General features: G+C 74.1%; 10 protein-coding genes. 4 read left to right on the top strand and 6 right to left on the bottom strand.

Going from position 1 to position 18517, the window contains the following annotated elements:
* Nucleotides 1-43 precede the first annotated feature (43 nt).
* The 4 genes from ACFVX9_RS31505 to ACFVX9_RS31490 all read right to left on the bottom strand — a co-directional run bounded on the left by ACFVX9_RS31505 (nt 44) and on the right by ACFVX9_RS31490 (nt 3270).
* On the bottom strand, nt 44-1150 hold the full coding sequence (locus ACFVX9_RS31505; RefSeq protein ID WP_387984787.1) for a serine hydrolase domain-containing protein: 1107 nt from the start codon (nt 1148-1150) through the stop codon (nt 44-46).
* Between the two features lie 194 nt (nt 1151-1344).
* Nucleotides 1345-1704, bottom strand: a complete 360-nt coding sequence (locus ACFVX9_RS31500) for an SgcJ/EcaC family oxidoreductase (RefSeq protein WP_380486992.1) — start codon at nt 1702-1704, stop codon at nt 1345-1347.
* Nucleotides 1701-2006 carry a muconolactone Delta-isomerase family protein gene (locus ACFVX9_RS31495; protein WP_380486990.1) on the bottom strand — a complete coding sequence of 102 codons (306 nt, stop codon included), beginning with the start codon at nt 2004-2006 and terminating at the stop codon, nt 1701-1703. Before ACFVX9_RS31495 ends, ACFVX9_RS31500 begins: the two co-directional genes overlap by 4 nt.
* Nucleotides 2007-2076: 70 nt before the next feature.
* A complete protein-coding gene (locus ACFVX9_RS31490; protein WP_380379760.1) occupies nt 2077-3270 on the bottom strand; it encodes an MFS transporter in 1194 nt (397 codons plus the stop codon).
* Nucleotides 3271-3377: 107 nt separating this feature from the next.
* Between ACFVX9_RS31490 and ACFVX9_RS31485 the strand changes: the two genes are divergently transcribed.
* Entirely contained in the window at nt 3378-3884 is a 507-nt protein-coding gene (locus tag ACFVX9_RS31485) for a MerR family transcriptional regulator (protein ID WP_380379757.1), read from the top strand.
* Here ACFVX9_RS31485 and ACFVX9_RS31480 read toward each other — a convergent pair.
* The gene (locus ACFVX9_RS31480) at nt 3881-5119 is read right to left on the bottom strand and encodes a cytochrome P450 (protein WP_380379754.1); all 1239 of its coding nucleotides are present in this window, start codon (nt 5117-5119) and stop codon (nt 3881-3883) included. The two genes, ACFVX9_RS31485 and ACFVX9_RS31480, sit on opposite strands and share 4 nt — an antisense overlap.
* 193 nt (nt 5120-5312) lie before the next feature.
* On the bottom strand, nt 5313-8519 hold the full coding sequence (locus ACFVX9_RS31475) for a M28 family peptidase (protein WP_380379751.1): 3207 nt from the start codon (nt 8517-8519) through the stop codon (nt 5313-5315).
* Between the two features lie 301 nt (nt 8520-8820).
* On the opposite strand from ACFVX9_RS31475, the gene ACFVX9_RS31470 reads away from it, so the two are divergent.
* The 3 genes from ACFVX9_RS31470 to ACFVX9_RS31460 form a co-directional block, all read left to right on the top strand.
* A complete protein-coding gene (locus ACFVX9_RS31470) occupies nt 8821-10281 on the top strand; it encodes a helix-turn-helix domain-containing protein (RefSeq protein WP_380379749.1) in 1461 nt (486 codons plus the stop codon).
* A gap of 377 nt (nt 10282-10658) precedes the next feature.
* Nucleotides 10659-11516 (top strand): sterol desaturase family protein, encoded by an 858-nt coding sequence (locus tag ACFVX9_RS31465; RefSeq protein ID WP_387984779.1) that lies wholly within the window; start codon nt 10659-10661, stop codon nt 11514-11516.
* A gap of 69 nt (nt 11517-11585) precedes the next feature.
* The coding region (locus ACFVX9_RS31460; RefSeq protein WP_387984776.1) for a condensation domain-containing protein at nt 11586-18517 on the top strand (6932 nt) is incomplete at its 3' end.

The following is an 18517-nucleotide window of genomic DNA, read 5'->3' as shown; positions in this document are numbered from 1 at the left end:
GGGCCTCGGGCGTTGCGCGCCGTGCACCGGACGGTTGCGGTTGTCAGCCGGCGAGCGTGGCGTTGACGAGTGCCTTGATATAGGGGAGGTCGTTGCCGGTCCCCGTCGGGTTGAGGGAGTACACCACGCGGTGTCGGAGGTCGCGGGTGGCGAAGACGCCGTTGTCCCAGCCGGGGCGGGAGCCGGTCTTGCCCCAGGCGTACTCGCCGTTCGGGAGTTGGTAGCGCATGAGCCCGCCGATGCTGTAGCAGGCCGTTTGGCCGACGCAGTTCGTGTTGTCGGCGGCGTTCGGCACGTTCGGCACCTCGAACACCAGCTTCTGCTGGGCGGGCGGGAGCAGGCGGCCCCGGAACAGCGCGGTGATGAAGTGGTCCAGGTCGGCGGCGGTGGAGATGATCCCTCCCTCGGCCCACGGGTACGGGCTCTGCTCGGTCACGTCCTGTCCGTCGAGGTACACCTCCGCGTGGGGCGAGGGGATGGTCGGGTCGTCGGCGGCGGGCAGGCTGGTGTGGCTCAGATGCAGCGGCCGGATGATCCTGTGCTCCAGCTCGGTGGTGAGGGAGTGGCCGGTGACCTTCTCGACGATCAGGCCGAGGACCAGGGAGTTGAGTCCGTTGTACTGCTGCTCGGCAGGGGGTGCGGGCGGCACGTCGGTGGCTGCGGCGAACGAGGCGCGCAGGAGGTCTTCGGGCGTCACGGACTTGAGCTGCCATCCGGGTCCGTCGGCCGGGCCGGGAGTCCGGGCGGGCTTGGGCAGGCCGCTCGTGTGGTCGAGGAGCTGGCGCACGGTGACGCGGTCGTACGCCTCGGGCAGCACCTCGGGGACGTACTGCCGTGCCGGTGTGTCCAGGCCGATCCGGCGCTCGGCGACGAGCTGGAGAGCCACGGTGTTGGTGAACACCTTGGTGACGCTGCCGATCCGGAGGTAGGCGCCGGCGGTGACCGGGCCGGCGGTGGCGTCCACGCCGTCCTGCCTGATGAGCGCGCCCGCAACGACGGCGTCGGGCAGGTGGTCGAGGATGCCCTGGACGGTCGGGTTCACCAGCGCCGGGGCGTTGGAAGCAGGCGTGGCGGCGGCCGCCGGCAGGGCCGCGCCGGTGGTGAGGGCGGTGGCCAGGGCGAGGGTGGTGACGGCGAGGCGGATGCTCATCGGGGTTTCTCCGGGGCGGCGTTGACGGACTTGTTGACCTCGTCAACTCTGCTGCGTCCAGCTGCCGTCGCCCATCGGTGATCACCCTGATAACAACCCTGGACTGCCCCTGGGGGCGATCAGACGATCTTTGTTCCTGTCGGGTTGCTCTCACCGGCCCGACGGAGCGCGGCGCTGGAACGTGACGGCGCCGCTCAGGGCAGCAGCGAGACCTGGTAGTGGGCGATGGACCAGCCGTCGGCCGACCGGCGCAGCAGGACGCCGAGGTTGACGGTGAGGGTGGGGCGGTCGGGGAAGGCGAAGTCGACGCCCAGGTACCCGAGCAGGAGGTCGTCGGTGAGGCGGCGGGTCTCCAGGACGCGGTAGGCGGCGGTCATGCCGGGCGGCTGGGAGGCGTAGTACTCGGCGATGCCGGTGCGCCCGACGGTGTACGGGTGGAGGCCCTGGAAGATCGCGTCCTCGGTGAAGCAGTCGGCGACCTGTTCGGGCTGGTGGGCGTCGACGGCGGTCTTCCAGCGGTCGAGGACGTCGCGCAGGACGGTTTCGTCGTTCATCGGGTGCCTTCCGGGCGGCCGGGGTCGTTGGGGTGGGGGGAGAGCGGGGTGACGGTGTCCTGGCGCCATACCCGCAGGGGCATGGTGGCGAGTGCCTGCTCCAACCGTTCCTCGTCGGGGGCGCTGAACAGGCCCCAGGTGCGCCATTCGCCGGGGGCGAGCGGCGGGCGCCAGAGCCGCAACAGGGTGCCCTGGGCGGCGAGTTCGCGGGAGCGATCGGCCTCGCGGGCCCGGATGTCGGCGATCGCCTCCTCGGTGGTTCCGTCCGGGACGGTGGTCACCATGTCGACCAGGAATTCCATCGGCGTCCTCTCGTACGGGTCTACCGGAGTATCGAGGGGCGCAGGTGCCGGGGGTGCGGAGGCACGCCGGTCACGGCCGGGCGTCGTGGCCGGCGCGCAGGCTGAGGACGGAGCCGGCCAGGAGCAGGCCGACCAGGGTCAGCAGCGGGGCCGTCCAGGAGCCGGTGGCGGTGTGGAGGGCGGCGGTGAGGGCGGGGCCGGTGGCGGCGAGGAGGTAGCCGCAGGTCTGGGCCATGGTGGAGAGCGCGGCGACGTGGTCGTGGTCGGTGCCCCGGCGGGCGAAGAGGACGGCGGCCAGGGCCTGGCCGCCGCCCATGCCGATGCCGAGGACGCCGGCCCAGAGCGGCGCGCCGGTGGCGGGGGCGAGTACGACGCCGAGCAGGCCGAGGACGCAGACGGCCACCACGGCGAGCAGGTGCGGCCGCTGGTCGGCGCGGGCGGCGGCGAGGACGGGGGCGAGGAAGCCGCCGACGGCGAGGCCGAGGATGAGGACGGCCTGGTCGGTGCCGGCGGCGGTGCGGCTGAGGCCGGCGTCGACCAGGATCGAGGGCAGCCAGGCGAGGGTGGCGTAGAAGACCAGGGTCTGGATGCCGAAGAAGGCGGTGAGGCTCCAGGCGAGCGCGGTGCGGCCGACGGGTCGGCGGTGCACCGGCGCGGCTGCGGCCGGTATCCGTCGTTCCACCCGCAGCTGCGGCGCCATGCCCGCCGCCGCGAGGACGGCCGGCACGACGGCGAGGCCGATCGCGGCCCGCCAGGACCACGCGTCGGCGACCGGCGCGACCAGGGCGGCGACCACGGCCGACCCGGCGCCCATCGCGAGGGCGTAGACGCCCATCATGGAGCCGATCCGCCGGGGCGCGAAGCGGGCCCGGACGAACACCGGGATCAGCACGTTGACGACCGCCACCGCGATGCCCACCAGCACCGTCCCCGCGTAGAGCCCGGGCAGGCCCGCCGTGCGCAGCAGCGCGCCCGCGACGAGCAGGACGCTCGCCCAGAACAGCCCGCGCTCCTCGCCGATCCGCCGCCGGGCGAGGGCGCCGAGCGGTGCGAACAGGCCCATGCACAGCGGGGGCAGCAGCCCGAGCACGGTGACGGTGCCCTGGCCCCAGCCGGCGACCGGCGCGAGCGGTCCGACCTGCCCGAACGCGACCCGGGTGTTGAGGCTGAGCAGGACGAAGCCGACGACGAGCAGCGCGCCGGAGGCGGGGGCGGCGCGGCCCGGTGAGGTCCGGCTGGGGGCGGAGGCGGTGCTGAGCGGCATGAGCGGCGAACCCTTCGCTGCGGCAGGAAGTTAGGCTTGCCTAAGCTTTCACGCTCAAGTGCGCTTGAGTGCAACCCGCCGGCCGTGAACCGTGAAGGAGACGACGCGTGGAGCAGCTCTACTCGATCACCGAGGTCGCGAAGGCCTTCGGCCTCTCCGTCCCCGCCCTGCGCTACTACGAGGACTGCGGCCTGATCACCCCCGCTGCCCGCCGCGGCCGGGTGCGCCAGTACGACCGGGCGGCCCTGGAACGCCTCGCCCTGGTCCAGCTCTGGCACGTGGACGGCATGATCCCGCTCGCCGGGACGGCCGCCGTGATGGCGAGCGAGCAGGCGGGGGAGCGGAAGGCGCTGCTGGCGGCGCAGCGGGACGGGATGACGGCCCGCGCCCGCCGCCTGGAGCGCGCCGCGGCCGTCCTGACCCACATGCTCGACTGCCACCGCGACCGCCCGCTGGACTGCCCGGTCACCCACGCGCACATCGACGCCCGCGTCGACGCCGCCCTCGCCGGCGAGGAGCTGGCCGACGACTTCCTCCCGCCCGCGACCGCGACCGGGATCGCGCCCGGGACCGCGACCGGGACCGGGATCGCGCCCGCGACCGCGACCGGTTAGCTCAGCACCGCCGGCGTCGGCCCGTCGGGTCGCACGGTGATGCTGTAGGCGGAGCCGGTCGGGACGGAGCGGAACCGCACGGTGTGGGCGGGCAGCAGGAGTTCGAGCAGCGCGGTGGTCTCGCGGACGGCGAACTGGGTGCCGAGGCAGGCGCGGGCGCCGAGGCCGAAGGGGAGGTACGCGCCGAGCTGGGCGGGGCGGGCGCCGGTGGCGGTGAAGCGGGCGGGGTCGAAGCGTTCGGGGTCGGGCCACAGGGCCGGGTCGCGGTGGGTGAGGTAGGGGCAGACCAGGACGTCGGTGCCGGCGGCGATGCGGTGGCCGTCGATCACGTCGTCCTGGACGGCGTGCCGGGGGAGCAGCCAGGCCGGGGGGTAGAGCCGCAGGGCCTCGCTGACCAGGGCCTGCGGGTCCGCGCCGCGCGCCTCGGGATGGCGGTCGAGGAGGAGGAAGAGCCAGGTGAGGGTGGTGGCGGTGGTCTCGTGCCCGGCGACGAGCAGGGTGACGAGTTCGTCGCGGATCAACCGGTCGGTGTACTCGGGGTGTTGGGCCGCGGCGTCGAGCAGGACCCGCAGCACGCCGGGCTCCTCGACGTCGGTCGCCGAGCGTGCCGCGTCGATGGCGGCCAGCGCGACGGCGTCGATCCGGGCGAGGTCGGCGGCGACGGCGTCCCGGGCGTCCCCGGCGTCCGTGGGCAGGGTCGGCATGGCCGCCACCACCCGTTCCACGGAGCGGAGTTCATGGTCGGTGCGGTCGTCCAACGGCAGCCCGGTGAGGGCCCGCCAGACGGTGTCGAGGGCGAATCCGCGCATCTCCTCGCCGAGGTCGAAGGTCTCGCCGGTGCGCGCGTAGCCCTTCCAGCGGTCGGCTGTCCGGCGGGCGGCGGCGGCGATCCGCTGCTCGTAGCGGCGCATCCCGGTGCCGGTGAACTGGGACTGCAGCAGCCGTCGTTGGCGCTTCCAGGCGTCTCCGGTGGCGGAGAGCACGCCGTCGCCGACCAGCATCCGCGCGCGGTGCGAGCGCTTGACGTAGCGGTCGGGGTGGCGGCCGAGTACGTGCTGTACGGCGGCCGGGTCGGTGACCAGCACGGTGGGCGTGGGGCCGAGTCGGAAGGCGGCGATGCCGCCGATGCCGCGCTGCGCCCGGGCGAGCAGGTCGATGAGGTCGGCCTCCTCGGTGCGCCACTGCTCGACGGCGTCGGCGGCCAGCTCCGGTACGGGGCGGGTGTCGGTGGTCACCGGGAGTCTCCTCGGGGGTCGGCCGTCGTGGGCGGGCGGCCCGCCCCGCAGCCGACTGTACGTCAGCCGAGTGGCGGCCCGGTTACGCCCGGTGACCCGGGGGTGCGTCCGGCGCACAGCTGCGCCGCGATCCGTCCCCCTCGACGGACCGCGGCGCAGCGGCTTACGGGGTGTCAGGCGGGTGCCCTACGGGTCACACGGCCTGCCACAGGGCGGGGACGATGGGCGGCTCCCAGCCGACCTGGGCGGTGTGACCCTGGATGCAGCGGTAGCTGACCCCGTTGTAGGTCACGACGTCGCCCGCCTGGTAGGTGGTGCCGGGCGTCCAGGTGCCGCCGGGGTTGGTCGGGCCGTTGCCCACGACCAGCGAGAAGCTGGTGCTGTGGGTGGCGGAGCCGGTACCGGTGAGCGTGATGCTGTAGGTGCCGGCCGCCGTGTTCGCGGCGGTCGCGATGGTCAGCGAGGCCGAGGCGCCGGACTGCACCGAGGACGGGCTGAAGGAGACCGTCACGCCCGCCGGGGCGCCGGAGGCGGTCAGGTTGACCGTCTGGGCGGAGCCGGAGGTGGTGGCGGTGGAGACCGTCGCGGTGGCCGAGTCGCCGGGGTTGACGGTGGCGGTGGCCGGGTTCACCGCGAGGGAGAAGTCGTTGGCGGGGGTGGTGCCGCCGACGGAGGTCTTCCAGATGGTGTAGGCCACGCCGTCGGCGCTGCGGTTCAGCGCGGTCGGGTCGATGTTGCTGGTGGTGTCGCAGGACTGGTGGTAGCAGGAGTCGTACGAACGGCCCGCGCTGCCGCCCCACTTGGTCGCCTGGCCGGAGGTCTTGACGGCGTCGGCGCCGGCCGCGTAGCCGGAGGTGGGGATGCCGGCCTGCTGGAAGGAGTAGTCGTCCGAGCGGCCCTGGCCCTCGACGTTCTCCTCCGGCTGGAGGTTGAGGGAGTCCCAGTAGGCCTTCATCGGTGCGGAGGCGGCGGAGGTGATGTTGTTGATGAAGTAGCCGGCGTTGGGCGAGCCGACCATGTCGAAGTTGTAGTAGGACTTGATCGCGGAGCGCTGGGTGGAGCTCAGCTGGCCGACGTAGGACTGCGAGCCCTGGAGGCCCTGCTCCTCACCGGTCCACCAGGCGAACCGGACGTGCCGGGTCAGGGTGGGGTTCTGCTGGGCGAGGACGAGGGCGTTCTCCAGCAGGGTGGCCGAGCCGGAGCCGTTGTCGTTGATGCCGGGGCCGGCGGAGACGCTGTCCAGGTGGGCGCCGAACATGGTGACCTGGTCGGCGGGGCCGCCGGGCCAGTCGGCGATCAGGTTGTTGGACTGGTAGGTGCAGGAGGTGCAGGTCTGCTCGGTCACGGTGTAGCCGGCGGCCTGCAGCTTGCCCTTGATGTACGCCACGGACTGGCTGTGCCCGGCGCTGCCGGCCCGGCGGTTGCCGCCGTTCTGGTTGGCGATGGTGTTCAGCTGGGTCAGGTGGGCCTGGACCTTGGCGACGTCGATGTCGGGCGCGGGCCCGCCGGGGGTGCCCCCGCCGCCGACGGTCAGGGTGTACTGGGCGGTGTGGGTGGCCGCGCCGGCGGTGCCGGTGACGGTGATCACGTACGTCCCGGCCGGGGCGCCCGAGGAGGCCGACAGGGTCAGCGTCGCGGACGAACCCGTCTGCACGGAGGAGGGGTTGAGCGTCGCGGTGACCCCGGTCGGGGCGCCCGAGGCGGTCAGGTTGACGGTCTGCGCGGTGCCCGAGGTGACGGCGGTGGAGACCGTCGCCGTGGTCGAGGCGCCGGGCTGGACGGAACCGGAGGCCGGGCCGAGCGCGAGCGAGAAGTCGTTGTTGCCGGACGGGGTGCAGGTCGGGTCGCCGCTCTGCGCGGGCACGCTGATCGCGTCCCAGGCGGCCTTGGTCCGGGTGAAGTAGTTGCAGGTCGGGTCGAGGTTCTTGGCGGCGGTCAGGGTGGTGGTGCGGTACCGCTTGTAGGTCATGCCGCTGGTCTTGAGCAGCATGCCGCCGTAGAAGACCTGGCCGGCCTGCTTGACGCCGATGCCGGTGACCGAGGAGTTGTTGCAGGTGGGGCTGGACGGCTTGCCGCCGCCCGGGTTGGAGCCCATCGACAGGAGGTAGAACCAGTGGTTCAGCGGGCCGGCGGCCGCGTGCACCTCGGTGCTGGGGATGGAGGAGGAGTAGCAGTTCGGGTCGTTGTTGACCAGTGAGGGCTGGTACAGGTTGCGGATCGGCCCCTGGCCGACCAGGTTGACCTGCCGGCCGACCTGGTAGTCGGGGTAGTCGTAGGGCGCGGGCTGGTTGGCGTACTCCTTGGTGAGCGCGCCGAAGATGTCGCCGGTGCCCTCGCCCAGGCCGTTCTCGTTGTTGGCGCCGCCGGGGGTGTACTGGTCGATGCCGTGGCCGAACTCGTGGCCGACGACGTCCTGGGCGGCGATCCACTCGTTGTTCTGGTTGTGGCCGATGGAGATGGAGCTGCCGTCCCAGTAGGCGTTGACGTCGTTGAGGCCGACCTTGACCGGCCAGCTGCCGCCGTTGCCGTTGTGGCCGTTGCGACCGAGCCAGTCGCGGAGCATGTCCCATTCCTTCTGGGCCGCCCACATGGCGTCGGCGCAACCGGTCTCCTTGCTGGAGGGGTTGCCGGTGCCCCAGGAGTCGGAGGACTTGCTGAACACCTGGCCGCTGCTGTAGTCGGAGCAGGTCAGGCCGGGCCGGTTCGGGTCGCGCAGCGAGTACGAGCCGCCGGAGTTGGTGGTGCTGATGGTCAGCGGGCCGGGGCCGTTCCACTTGCTGTTGATGGTGCCGGCCCGGACATCGTCGTAGCTGTCGATCACCTCGCCGCTGGCGGCGTCCACGAAGACGTGCAACGTGCTCGGCGCGCTCTCGGTACGGCCCTTGAGGACGGTCTCCCAGGCGAGCCGGCTCGCGCCGTCCTTGACCCGGACGACCAGGCGGCGCTCGGCCACCGAGTCCACCGCGGCCAGCTTGGTGCGCGCGGTCTTCTCCGCGTTCGCCGCGCTGACCTGCGGGGTTATCGACCCGCCGACCGGCCCGGTGGCGGCCGACTGGAGGCCGCGGACCTTGCCCTGGCCATCGGCGAGCACCACGGCGTCGCCGCCGACCACCGGCAGGCCGCGGTAGCTGCGGTCGTACGCGACGGAGTAGAGGCCGCCGAGCCAGGGGGTGACGGCCCGGCGCTCGTAGGTCTCGCCGGGGCCCTTGGCCAGTGCGTCCAGGCCGGCGGCCGCGGCCGCGTCGGCGGCGTTGACGGCTGCCGCGAGGGCGCTGGGTGGTGCGGGAGAGGGGGTGGGCGCGGCGGTGGCCGGCCCGGCCGTGGCGGCGATCATGCCGGCCAGCACGGTCAGGGTGGTCGCCGTGGTCAGCAACCGTCCTGTGGAAACTCTGCGTTGCATCGAGGCTCCTAGCATGTGGGGGTCCTCGACCGCGGACGGCATGGCTGGTGGCGCACCGCAGGGCCGTGTCTGGGGGACGGCCGTGCGGGCCGTCCGCGTTCGGGTGCCGGAACCCTCACACGGCGTCATGCTCTGGTCAATGGCTGGTGCACGCGATGCATAGGGTTGGCAAATTCCGTCAAGCTGGGCTTTTGTCCGAGTGGTTGAGACCACCTCATGTACGGACCGGGTGTCATCGAGTACCGTCCTGATGGTCGGAAGGTTGGCGAGGGCCCGGGGGAAGCGACCGGAGGAGGCAGCCGTGCACCGCAACCGCGTGGCCGTGGCACCGGCGTCCGCACCTCCGTTCCCGCCTCCGTCCCCACCCGTCGCCCCGCCCGCCCAGGAGCTCGGCGCCTGGCGGGACTTCGGCGCCCGGCTGCGCCACTGGCGGCGCCGGGCCGGCCTCACCCAGGCCCAACTCGGCGCCGGCATCGGCTACGACCACACCGCGGTGAGCAAGATCGAGCACGGCGCCCGCCGGGTCACCCCGCGGATCGCCGACCGGATCGACGAACTCCTCGGCGCAGGCGGTGAGTTGCGGGCCGCCTGCCAGCGGGCCGAGACCGCCGAACTGCCCTCCCTGGCGCCCCTCGCGCCCGCCCTGCTGCGGCCCCCGCTGCCGACCGCGGCCGTGAACGGGCCCGGCGGCCCGGCCCGCTGGAGCGCCCCCGCCCAGCCGCCGCCCCGGCTGCCCGACTACGGCCTGCTCTGCCCGCTGCACGGCGCCGACGGCTGCGACGTCCCCGGCCCGGTCGAACTCGCCGCGCTGCACGCCGAGTTCTGCGCCGCGAACCCGGCCGCCGCGCCGCCGCTGGACGCCGCCACCGCACACGCCCTCACCGGGCTGCTCGCCGCCCACCTGCGTTCCGGCGAGGCCGGCGGCCTGCCGGGCCTGGCCGCCGCCGTCGAACGCACCTTGCAGGCCGTGCTCGCCCGGCTCGCCGCCGCCCCCGCCGCGCAGCGCCGCCCGCTGGCCCGGCTGGCCGCCGAGCACGCGCACGCCGCGGGCGCGCTGCGGATGCAGGACGGCCGCAACGCCACCGCGATGGCCTGCTTCGACCGTGCGCTCGCCTGGGCGGAGCTCGCCGGGGACCAGGCCACCCAGGTCGCCGCGCTGAGCGACATGAGCACCCTCGCCCGGATGGACGGCGACCCGGCCGCCGCCCTCGGCTACGCCCGGGAGACCGGCCGCGCCGCCCCCGGCCGGCACTGGGCCGGCGCGATGGGCCAGATCGGCCAGGCCCGTGCGCACGCCCTCACCGGCGACGTCCGGGCCACCATCCGGCACCTCGGCCGCGCCCGGCTGCACCTGGACCACATCGGCGCCCGGGACGAGGACGACGCGCCCTGGCTCTCCATCGCCTCGATGCGGCTGCGGGTGGAGTCCGGCGCGGCCGCCGCGCTGCGCGACCTCGCCGCGGTCGTCGACGACCCCCGGCTGGCCCGCCGGGCGCTGACCGCCGCCGAGACCGCGCTCGGCCTGCTCGGCCCGGCCCAGCTCCCCTCCAGCCGTCTCCTGTTCACCGTCCGGGTGGCGGACTGCCACGCCTGCGCGCACGACCCGCAGACGGCCGTCCAACTGCTCGGGCCCGCCCTGGAGACCGCCCCGGCGGCGGCCCTGCCGGCCCTGGTCGGGTACGAGCTGCGCGGCCTGCGCGACCGCCTCGCGGCGTACCGGCCGGACGCGGCGTGGCGGCTGGCGGAGCTGGCGGGATCCTGAGGGGCGCCGCCGCCCGCGCTGCCCACGCCCGCGCTGCCCACCCCGCCCACGCCCGCGCGCCCGGTTCGCGCTCGCCCCGTGCCACCCGCGCCGCCCTCGCGGGACCGGTGGCCGGATCCGGGTCCGGACCGCACCCCGCCACAGGGGGGCGTGCGACCTTGCCCGGCGCGAAACCGGCCTCGCTGCGCTCCGGTTTCTCCGGTGCCTACGAACAAACGCGCCCCTTTCGCGCCGCTCTAGCGTCAACTTCGTGCGCGGATCTTCCTCCGATCGGGTTATTTATGGCGTTAACACGTCGAATGACTGCCGCAGCTGACCGCTCCCGCTAGAGTCTCTGACGTTTCCAGTCATTAGTTCGCGAATAACCAAGGGGGCGCGTGCTGTCCGCCATTGCACGCCGGCTCGCTCATCCGCTTCTGCTCCTGGGGGTGCTGTGCACGGCCGTCGCCACACTGCACTTCCACTGGGAGCCCGACCGGGTCTCCCCCCTCGTGCTGGTCGGCGTCCTCGGGTACCTGGCGGTACTGGAGCGGGTGATCCCGTACCGGACCGACTGGCATCCGAGCGGGCGTGAACTGCGCTGGTACACCGTGTACTTCGTTCTGAGCATGGTCGGCGGCGCGGTCGCGGCGGGGCTGGTGACGGCGCTGGTGCAGGTGCTCGGGGCGGCCCGTCCGGCGCTCCCGTTCGCCGTGGAGATCCCGCTCGCGCTGCTGGTCGGCTCGCTCGGCGACTACCTCGTCCACCGCTGGTCCCACCACAACCGGTGGCTCTGGCGCCTGCACGGCGTCCACCACGTGCCGGACAAGGTGAATGTCGCGAACAACGGCGTGAACCATATTCTCGACGTGTTCGTCGCGCAGTCCGTGGTGCAACTCTTGCTGTCGCTGATCGGCTTCTCGGCGGAATCCGTGTTCGTGGTCGGAATATTCATTCTTGCGCAGGGGTATTTCGTTCACGCGAACATCGACGTCCGCCTCGGGCTCCTCGGCCACCTGCTGGCCGGCCCCGAGCTCCACCGACTGCACCACAGCACCGACCTCGCTGAGGCCGGGCACTACGCCTCCGACCTCTCGCTGTGGGACCACGTGTTCGGCAGCTTCACCTGGCGCCCCGGCCGGGTGCCCACCGCCGTCGGCCTCGCCGATCCGGCCGCCTTCCCGGCCACCGGCGAAGTGGGCGCCACCCTGCTGCACCCCTGGCGCCAGGTGAAGGCCGCCGAGCCGTCCGTCTGACCCTGCCCGCGAGGCCGCTCTTCCTCCGCCCGTGTCCGCGCCGCCACGCCATCACCCTCGGATTGGATCATGACCACCTCGCCCTTCGCCGTGCCCTGCGACCGGATCGCGATCACCGGCATCGGCTGCCGCCTGCCGGGACACGCCAACGACCACCGGACCTACTGGCGCAACCTCGTCGAGGGCCGGGACTGCCTCACCGCGACACCCGCCGACCGCTACGACACCGGCACGCTCGGCAGCCGCGACCGCTCCAAACCGGGCCGCCTGATCGGCGGCCGGGGCGGCTACATCGACGGGTTCGACACCTTCGACCCGGACTTCTTCGGCATCAGCCCGCGCGAGGCCGAGCACATGGACCCGCAGCAGCGCAAGCTGCTGGAGGTCAGCTGGGAGGCCCTGGAGGACGGCGGCCTGCGCCCCGGCGAGCTGGCCGGCCGCGACGTCGGCGTCTACATGGGGGCCTTCACCCTCGACTACAAGATCCTCCAGTTCGCCGACCTCGACTTCCGCACGCTCGCCGCGCACACCGCCACCGGCACCATGATGACGATGGTGTCCAACCGGATCTCGCACTGCTTCGACTTCCGCGGCCCCAGCGTCTCGATCGACACCGCCTGCAGCTCCTCCCTGGTCGCGGTGCACCTCGCCTGCCAGAGCCTGCTCCGCGGCGAGACCGAACTCGCCCTGGCGGGCGGCGCGTTGCTGCACATGGCGCCGCAGTACACGATCGCCGAGACCAAGGGCGGCTTCCTGTCCGCCGACGGCCGCTCACGCGCCTTCGACGCCTCCGCCGACGGCTACGTCCGGGCCGAGGGGGTCGGCGTGGTCGTCCTCAAGCGGCTGTCGGACGCGCTGCGCGACGGCGACCCGGTGCACGCCGTCATCCTCGGCAGCGGCGTCAACCAGGACGGGCGCACCAACGGCATCACCGTCCCCAGCGCGGACGCCCAGGTCACCCTGATCGAACGGGTCTGCGCCGAGGCCGGGGTACTGCCCGGCAGCCTCCAGTACGTCGAGGCGCACGGCACCTCCACCCCGGTCGGCGACCCGATCGAGGCGGCCGCGCTCGGCCGGGTGCTGGGCGTCGGCCGCCGCCCGGGCGACCGCTGCTACGTCGGCTCGGTGAAGACCAACATCGGGCACACCGAGGCCGCCGCCGGCGTCGCCGGGCTGATCAAGACCGCCCTCGCCCTCAAGCACCGGCGGATCCCGCCGCACCTCAACCTGGAACGGCCCAACCCCGGCATCGACCTGGCCGCGCTGCCCTTCGACATCCCGACCGCCCCGGTCGACTGGCCCGAGCACGACGGGCCGGCCCGGGCCGGCGTCAACTCCTTCGGCTTCGGTGGCACCAACGCGCACGTCCTGCTGGAGGAGGCACCGAGCGCCGGGCCCGCCGCCCCGGCCCCGCAGCCGGCCTGCACCGTGCTGCCGCTGAGCGCCAAGGACGCCGCCGGACTGCCCGAACTCGCCGCCGGAATCCGCCGGGAGCTCGCCGCCGGGGTGCCGCTCGCCGACCTCGGCCACACCCTGGCGCACCGGCGCCAGCACCTGCCCGAGCGGCTCGCGGTGGTCTACTCCACGCAGGACGACCTGGACGAGGCGCTGGCCGCCCACGAGCGCGGCGAGGCGCACCCCAGGGTGCTCCAGGGCCGCGCCCGGGAGCGCCAACAGCGCCGCCTGGCCTGGGTGTTCACCGGCATGGGCCCGCAGTGGTGGGGCATGGGCCGGGGTCTGTACGAGAACGAACCGGTCTACCGGGCGGCCGTCCAGGCCTGCGACCGGGAGATCCGCGAGCAGGCCGGCTGGTCCCTGCTCGACGAACTGCACCGCGACGAGGCCGACTCCCGGATGGCCGAGACCTGGCTCGCCCAGCCCGCCAACTTCGCCGTCCAGCTGGGCCTGTCCGCGCTCTGGCGCAGCCACGGCCTGCGCCCCGACGCGGTGGTCGGGCACAGCACCGGCGAGGTCGCCGCCTTCCACGAGGCCGGGGTGTACGACCTGGCCGACGCCGTCCGGGTGGTGCTGGCCCGCAGCCACCTCCAGCAGCGGCTGTCCGGCACCGGCACCATGCTCGCCGTCGGCCTCCCGGAGGCCGAGGCGGAGCGCCGGATCCGCCCGTACCGCGCCCGGGTCTCGCTGGCGGCCGTCAACAGCCCCTCCACCGTGACCCTGGCCGGCGACACCGACGCGCTGCGCGAACTCGCCGAGGAACTGCGCGGCCAGGAGGTGTTCACCCGCTTCCTGGAGGTCGAAGTCCCGTACCACAGCGTGCGGATGGACCCGATCCGGGACGAGCTGACCGCCGCGCTCGCCGCGCTCAAGCCCAACGAGGCCCGGCTGCCGCTCTACCTCACCGCCCGCGAGGGCCTCGCCCGCGGCCCCGAACTCGACGCGGGGTACTGGTGGCACAACGTCCGCAACCCGGTGCGCTTCCGCGCCGCCGTCGAACGGATGGCCCAGGACGGGCACGGCCTGTTCCTGGAAATCGGCCCGCACCCGGTGCTCGGCCACGCGATCCGCGAGTGCGTCGACGGCGCGCACGCCCTGGCGTCCATCCGCCGGCACGCCGACGAGCCCGCCTGCTTCACCCGGTCGCTGGCCGAACTGCACACCCTGGGCGTCGAACCGGACTGGCGCGCACTGCACCCGGCCGGCCGCCCGGTGCCGCTGCCCGGCTACCCGTGGCGGCGCGACCGGTACTGGGTCGAGCCGAGCGCCGTCCGGCAGGTCCGGCTCGGCGAGGTCGACCACCCGCTGCTCGGCCGCCGCACCGCGAGCGCCCAACCCGCCTGGACCACCGCACTCGACCCCGAGCGGCTGCCCTACCTGGCCGACCACCGGATCGAGGGCCAGGTGGTCTTCCCGGCGGCCGGGTACCTGGAGATGGCCGCCCAGGCCGTCCGCGCCCTCACCGGCGGCACCGAGGTGGTGCTCGCCGAGATCGAGCTGAACCGGGCCCTGTTCCTCTCCGACACCGAGCCCACCCCCGTCCAGCTCGGCTACGCCCCGGAGGACGCCCGCTTCACCATCGCCTCCACCCCGGCCGGCGGCGAACCGGTGGTGCACGCCGGCGGCCGGGTCCGCACCGGCCAGCGCCGCGCCCACGGGCCGGCGCTGGACGCCGAGGCGATCCGCTCGCGCGGACAGCGCTTCGACGGCCCCGACTGCTACCGGCTCCTGGCCGCCCGCGGCTACGACTACGGGCCCGCCTTCCAGGCCGTCCAGGAGGTGTGGGCGAGCCCCGGCGAGGCACTGGCCCGGATCAGCCCGACCGACCGGCTCGGCCCCGAGGCGGCCGACCACCAGCTGCACCCGGTGCTGCTCGACGCCTGCTTCCAGACCCTGCTGGCCACCCGGCTGCTCACGCCCGAGGACGGCGGCGTGCGGCTGCCGGTGTCCATCGAGGAGGTCCGGCTCGACCAGGTCGGCGACCGGCCGATCTGGGCGCACGCCACCGTCACCCGCGAGGGCGGCGGCGAACTCGTCGGCGACCTCGCCCTGTACACCGAGGACGGCACCCCGGTCGGCCGGATCACCGGCTTCCGGGTCGCCGACGTCGCGCAGGCCCCCGCCTCGGTCGGCCTCGCCACCATCGACGGCTGGCTCACCGAACTCGCCTGGACGGACGCCCCGGCCGCGCCCGCCGACCAGGACCTCGGCGACCTGCTGCTGTTCGCCGACGCCGGCGGCCTCGCCGAACGCCTCGCCGCGCTGGCCGCCGAACGCGGCGCCCGCTGCCACCTGGTCCGGCCCGGCACCGGCTACCGGCCCGGCGACGGGCACTCGACCGTGCGCCCGGACTCCGCCGAGGACCTCACCCGGCTCCTCACCGACCTCGGCCCCGGCTACCGCACCGTCGTCCAGCTGTGGAACCTCGACCAGCCCGCCCTCGACACCACCACGGCCGACCGGCTCGACCAGCTCGCCACCCTCGGCGGCTACGCGCTGATCGCCCTCGCCCAGGCCCTGCCCGCCGCCCTCCCGGACGCCCGGCTGCACATCGTCACCCGGGGCACCCAGGCCGCCGACCCCGCCGACCGGGTCGAACCGCTCGGCGCACCCGCCTGGGGCATCGGACGGGTGCTCTGGCAGCAGGAACTCGTCGCCCAGCGCGGCACCCTGATCGACCTCGACCCCGCCGCCGACCCGCTCGACCAGGCCGAGGCGCTGCTCGCCGAACTCGCCTCCCGGGACGAGCAGGAGATCGCCCTGCGGGCCGGCCACCGCCGCACCAGCCGGCTCCGCCCGGCCGAGGGCCTCACCCGCCCGCTGCCGCCGGTCCTGCGCCCCGACGGCAGCTACCTGGTCACCGGCGCGTTCGGCGCGCTCGGCCGGCTGCTCTGCCGCACCCTGGTCCGGCGCGGCGCCCGGCGGCTGATCCTGGTCGGCCGCACCACGCTGCCCGAGCGCGACCAGTGGTACCGGACCGACCCCGCCAGCCCGGCCGGGGAGCGGATCGCCTTCCTGCGCGAACTCCAGGCGCTCGGCGCCGAACCGCTGCTCGCCCCCGTCGACGTCACCGACGAGACCGCCCTCGCCGCCTGGCTCGCCGACTACCGGCAGCGCCAACGCCCGCCCATCCGCGGGGTGTTCCACCTCGCCGGGCAGGTCAAGGACGTGCTGGTGCCGCAGATGGACCGGGCCGCCTTCGACGCCGGATACGCCCCCAAGGTGGTCGGCGGCCACCTGCTGCACCGGCTGCTGCGCGACGAACCGCTCGACCACTTCGTGCTGTTCGCCTCCGTCGCCTCGCTGCTCACCACCGCCGGGCAGACCAACTACGCGGCCGGCAACGCCTTCCTGGACGCCCTCGCCCACCACCGCCGGGCCGCCGGCCTGCCCGCGCTCAGCCTCGACTGGGGCCCCTGGGCCACCGGCATGATCGAGGAACTGGGCCTGGTCGCCCACTACCGCGACGCCCGCGGCATGAGCTCGCTCCCGCCGGACGCCGGCACGGCCGTGCTGGAACGCGTCCTCGGCCAGGACCGCGCCCAGCTGCTGGTCGCCACCGTGGTCGACTGGCCGACCTTCCTCGCCTGGTACCCCGCGCCGCCGCCGCTGGTCGCCGACCTGGCCGCCAGCGCCGCCGAGCAGGCCCCGGCCGAGACCGGCGGCTTCCTGGACGCCTACCGCACGGCGGATCCGCCGACCCGGCACCGGCTCGTCACCGAGCGGTTCACCGCCGCCGCCGCGGCCGTGCTGCGGATCGGCGCCGAGCGGATCGCCCCGGACACCAGACTCGGCGCACACGGGCTGGACTCGCTGCTCGCGATGGAGCTGCGCGCCCGGGTGCACGGCGAACTGGGCGTCGCCCTGCCGGTGGTGGCGCTGCTCAGCAACGGCACCGTCGGCGACCTGGTCGACCTGCTCGTCGCCGGCCTGGCCGAGCGGCTCGACGCCGAGGGCGGCCCCGAGCAGGCCGAGGTCGAGCTGCACACCGACGAGGCCCGCTACCCGCTCACCCACAACCAGCAGGCGCTGTGGTTCCTGCGCCAGCTGCACCCGGACGGCTTCGCCTACAACATCGGCGGCGCGGTGGAGGTGCGCGCCGAGCTCGACCCCGAGCTGGTCTTCGCCGCCTTCCGCGCGCTGGTCGCCCGGCACCCCGGGCTGCGGGCCGCCTTCACCGCGGAGGAGGGCCGGCCGGTCCAGCGGATCCGCCCGGAGGTGGTGGCCGACACCGGACTGTTCGACGTCGAGGGCCGCCCCTGGGAGGAGATCCACGCGCTGATCGTCGCCGAGTACCGGCGGCCGTACGACCTCGCGAACGACCCGCTGGTCAGGCTGCGGCTGTTCCGGCGCGGACCGGACCGCTGGGTCCTGATGAAGGCCGTCCACCACATCGTCTCGGACGCGATCTCCACCTTCACCTTCATCGAGGAGCTGTTCGAGGTCTACGAGGCGCTGCGCCAGGGCCGCACCCCCGAACTCCCCGCCGTGGCCGCCCGCTACCTCGACTTTCTCAACCACCAGAACCGCTTCCTGGCCGGCCCCGACGCCCGGCGGATGCTCGACTACTGGCGCGGCCACCTGCCGGCCGAGATGCCCGCCCTCGCCCTGCCCACCGACCGGCCCCGGCCGGCCGTGCAGACCCACAACGGCGCCTCGGCGTTCTTCCGGCTCGACGCCGACCTGACCGCCCGTGTCCACGAGCTGGCCCGCGCGCACCACGCCACCCCGTTCATGGTGCTGCTGAGCGCCTACTACCTGCTGCTGCACCGCTGGTCGGGCCAGCAGGACATCGTGGTCGGCAGCCCCGTCACCGGCCGCACCCAGGAGGAGTTCGCCTCCGTCTACGGCTACTTCGTCAACCCGCTGCCGCTGCACGTCAGCCTGGCCGGGGAGCCGACCGTGGCCGAGCTGCTGGCCCGGGTGCGGGAGAGCGTGCTCGGCGGCCTGGACAACCAGGAGTACCCGTTCCCGCTGCTGGTCGAGCAGTTGGGGCTCCAGCACGACCCCAGCCGCTCGGCGGTGTTCCAGGCGATGTTCATCCTGCTCACCCACAAGGTCGCCGTGGAGCGCTTCGGCTACCGCCTGGAGTACATCGAACTCCCCGAGGAGGAAGGGCAGTTCGACCTGACGCTGTCCGCCTACGAGGACCGCTCGGACGGCTGCTTCCACTGCGTGTTCAAGTACAACTCCGACCTCTTCGACGCCGCCACCGTCGAGCGGCTGGCCGCGCACTACCGCAACCTGCTGGACGCCATGACCAGCGCCGGCACCGACCGCCCGGTCGGCCGGCTGCGGATGCTCGACGAGGCCGAACGCCGCCGCATCCTCACCGGCTTCAGCGGCGCCGACCGGCGGGCCGACCACGACACCCTGGTGCCCGAACTCGTCGCCAAGGCCGCCGCCGAACACCCCGAGGCCGTCGCCGTCACCTCCCCCCGCCCGGACGGCGTCCGCCGCCTCACCTACGGCGAGCTCGACCGGCCCACCCGAGGGGGATGGACATCATGCGACGCGCTCAGCAGGAATCCGCGGCGGCGAAGATC

This window comes from Kitasatospora sp. NPDC058243, assembly GCF_042882025.1.
GTDB lineage: Bacteria > Actinomycetota > Actinomycetes > Streptomycetales > Streptomycetaceae > Kitasatospora.
This window is presented reverse-complemented; position numbering and strand designations above follow the sequence as displayed.